The following is a 3,491-nucleotide window of genomic DNA, read 5'->3' on the forward strand; positions in this document are numbered from 1 at the left end:
CCCAACATCGCCCGCGCCAACCGCCGCGCCGACCGTCGCTCACACGACCTCATAACCGCTGTGACCAGCAGTTACCCCAGAACGCAATAGCCCTGCCAGACCCGGCGGAAGCCAAAGACCGAAGGGCTCCGGCGGGATGGCGGTGCTCCCTTTTCCAACCTGGCCGTCAGCGCCGCTGACCGAGTCCGGCGGGGCGTCCGAGCCACCGTAACCGCGGCTGGAGATCTGCTGGTCGAGACTTGGTTTCGGACCGGCGTGTTCAGTCGCCAGCAGGCCGCTGACCAGCACAGACGCGAGGTTGGAAAAAGCTCTCGGGCTCGCTTAGCGCGCTGTGGGATTTGACATCCACAAAATCCTTTTTCATGCCTGCACTTTCTCCTCAATAGACCTATCCCAAAGCAAACTTGGCGACCCACGAAAGCAGGAAAAAAAGACCCATACAGTTCCTCTACTGAAATTTACGCGAATTAGTGCGATCCGCTTCAGGGACGTGTCCCGTCCAGCTTAGCGATGCGAGAGGGGTGACGTTTCGACTCATTTCGGCAGTGGTCCGCATTGCGGCAGCCGCGGCCAGCGTTCTCTGGTTATTGAAGTGTGATTTATTGAGCTCTGCCAAAAGTGCTCGATCGACTGTCCTTTGGGGCGCCGAGCGGGCAGGGAGAGGACCACCGAGTGCTCGATACAGCTCCCCCTGCTCTGGACGTATCGTGCATTTGAGTGTTGCGGCGGTAAAAACTTCGGCCGTAAATTCATGCGGATTTCTCGCAGCATAGCCGCTGATGTCACTAGCGGCTCGCTGGTACCTTGGGGAGAGTTTGGTGTGAAACAAGTCGACGAAGCGCTCCGGGGCGTGCGCGAAGTGCAGGCAGTGGCCAATCTCATGAATGATCGCCGCGGATGGGCTACCGAGTTCCAGTGCGACCGAGTCAGGTGCGCCATTGGGGGGTGATGTACTTAGAAGTTGCGGTGAAAGCATGATTTTGTTTGGGGCGTAAAAATCCGCAAACGAGTTCCACGGGTCGACTACTCTCAAAGAGGGAAGGTGGATACCTCTGGAGTACTTAGGGAGATAAAATTCTAGCGGCGAGGGGATCGAGAAGCCTGCTTTGGTCACGCGAGACACTGCATCAGTGATTTGCTCCACTCTCCGGTCCCGCAGGGTAGCCGGCTCGGTGCTGTCAGCAAATATCACCAGCTGGACTGCTTCTGTCTCTATTACTATCCTAAGAGCTCTCGAGGGATGCGAATTTGTATCATGACTCTTGCGTCTATCGCTTCGATTGAGGAAAGATTCGATCTCAGGAAAGTCCGCAGAGATTCCCGGTCGCGCCAGTCCCTCTTCACCCATTTCGGTGAACACCCCCCCTTCCCTCTGAATACTATTTACGTGCTCCAGGAATAGTTCACTGGCATGTTTGACGCCAACATCTCGCGCACTCTTTAAAGTGCCGTCTTGGTTTCGACTGTACAGGTATGCTTGAGATATTGGGTTTTCGAGGTCTAGCCGCTTGGGGTATTGTCGAATGACATACGGCGCCAGATTCGAGCTTACTCTCTCAAAAGCTTTCTTCTGTTCTGGTGTCATCGCGGGATGCCTCAATTATCTGGTTGTGCGCCAGGGCTTTGGAATAGCCCGGGAGTGGCGGGTGCCTGAAGGAAGAGCGTCGCGATCGGGTGCAGGGCTTGAATCCAGGACCCTTGAAAAGTCGCGGAATGCCTGGGTTGTTCTATCGGCCCGTGCGGTGAGATCGAAGCCGAGCGCTGCAAAGCGGCCTCGGCCAGTAGCTCAGGGCTGTTGCGTTCTCGTTCGGTAAGCTGGTGAGCTGGGATGATGCTGGGTGATTGGCCTATGTGGAGGCGGTTGGAGCGGGTGAAGCCCTCAGGGTGATCATGGAGTTTCCCTAGTACGGCAGCCGCCGTTTGAGATGTCGCTGGTGGGGGCCGGTTAGACGAGGTGCGGCCACCGCGTGATCGTCTGTATGTTGTGGACAAACTTTCAGATCTGGCGGTGGCCGCGTGCCACAGCGTAAACCCTTCCCGGTGGCGGCAGGTCCTGGCCGGTGTGTGTGATGCGTTCGCGGGACGGTTCGGGCGGGTCGAGCCACGGCGGGCGGCTGCGGCGTTCGTGACCGGCCTGCTGGCTGATATCGAGGTCAAGACGTGTTGGCAGTTGGCGGAGCAGGCCGGGCACGCCCGCCCGGATGCGATGCAACGGTTGTTGTTTCGGGCGATGTGGGACGCCGACGCGGTCCGCGATGATGTGCGGTCGGTGGTCGTGGCCCGGTTCGGTGACCCGGACGCGGTGCTGGTCGTCGACGAGACCGGCGATGTGAAGAAGGGCGTGCACACGGTCGGGGTGCAACGCCAGTACACCGGCACCGCCGGCAGGATCGAGAACGCCCAGGTCGGGGTGTTCTGCGGCTACGCCAGCCGGCACGGGCACACACTGATCGACCGCAGGATCTACCTGCCGGTGTCCTGGACCAATGACCGGGACCGATGCCACGCCGCCGGGGTCCCCGACGAGGTCGCCTTCGCCACCAAGCCCGAGCTGGCCGCCGACATGATCACAGCAGCCCTCGACGCCAGCGTTCCGGCCGGGTGGGCGGCCGCGGACGAGGCCTATGGCAACAGCAGCGTCTTCCGCGCCCACCTGCGCCACCACCAGTTGGGCTACGTCCTGGCCGTGTCCCGCAGCCACCTGATCCCCCTCGACCGCGGCAAAACCCGGGTTCGCGCTGACCGGGTCGCCGCCGAGCTACCAGCCTCGGCGTGGCAACGCCGCAGCGCGGGAGCCGGATCCAAGGGCCCGCGTTTCTACGACTGGGCCTGGCTCGACGACGTCTGCACCGACGCCGACCCCGATGACGGAGGCCACCACAGCCTGCTGATCCGCCGCAACACCACCACCGGTGAACTGGCCTTCTACCGCTGCTGGACCCCACGCCCGGGCACCCTGGCCCAACTCGTGCGAGTCGCGGGCACCCGTTGGACAGTTGAGGAAGGCTTCCAGGCCGCCAAGGGCCAGGTCGGCCTCGACCAGCACCAGGTCCGCCGCTGGGACTCCTGGCACCGCTTCACCACCCTCGCCCTGGCCGCCCTCGCCGTCCTGGCGATCTGCGCCGCCGACGCCGCCGACGAACCCACCGACACAACAATGATCAAACTGACCGTCAACGAGACCCGCCGGCTCATCAACACCCTCGTCCTCACACCGATCCGCGACCTCACCCACCGTCTGCGCTGGTCAGACTGGCGCCGCCGCCATCAAGCCCGAGCCCGACAAGCCCACTACACCCGACGCCTCAACCTCGAACTCCAGCCATGATCCCGAACGGCGGCTGCCGTACTAGGACTGCACGACACCGAGGACTCCACCCGCAGATGTCATCATCTCTGATCTCCGTACTGACTGTGACAACCCCCAGCGGTGAGACGCCGTCACCGCCGATCACCGAGGGTGAACGTCGTGGGCTCCTGGACGCTGTCAG

2 protein-coding genes are annotated in these 3,491 nt (G+C 61.9%); one reads left to right on the forward strand and one right to left on the reverse strand.

Annotation, left to right across the window (positions count from 1 at the left end; genetic code table 11):
- Positions 1 to 448: 448 nt before the first annotated feature.
- Positions 449 to 1,585 carry a hypothetical protein gene (locus AB0H52_RS31625; RefSeq protein WP_151493242.1) on the reverse strand — a complete coding sequence of 379 codons (1,137 nt, stop codon included), beginning with the start codon at positions 1,583 to 1,585 and terminating at the stop codon, positions 449 to 451.
- Positions 1,586 to 2,053: 468 nt separating this feature from the next.
- Between AB0H52_RS31625 and AB0H52_RS31630 the strand changes: the two genes are divergently transcribed.
- On the forward strand, positions 2,054 to 3,328 hold the full coding sequence (locus AB0H52_RS31630) for an IS701 family transposase (protein WP_357951944.1): 1,275 nt from the start codon (positions 2,054 to 2,056) through the stop codon (positions 3,326 to 3,328).
- Positions 3,329 to 3,491 lie beyond the last annotated feature (163 nt).

This window comes from Micromonospora sp. NPDC050695 (assembly GCF_040654415.1).
Lineage (GTDB): Bacteria > Actinomycetota > Actinomycetes > Mycobacteriales > Micromonosporaceae > Micromonospora.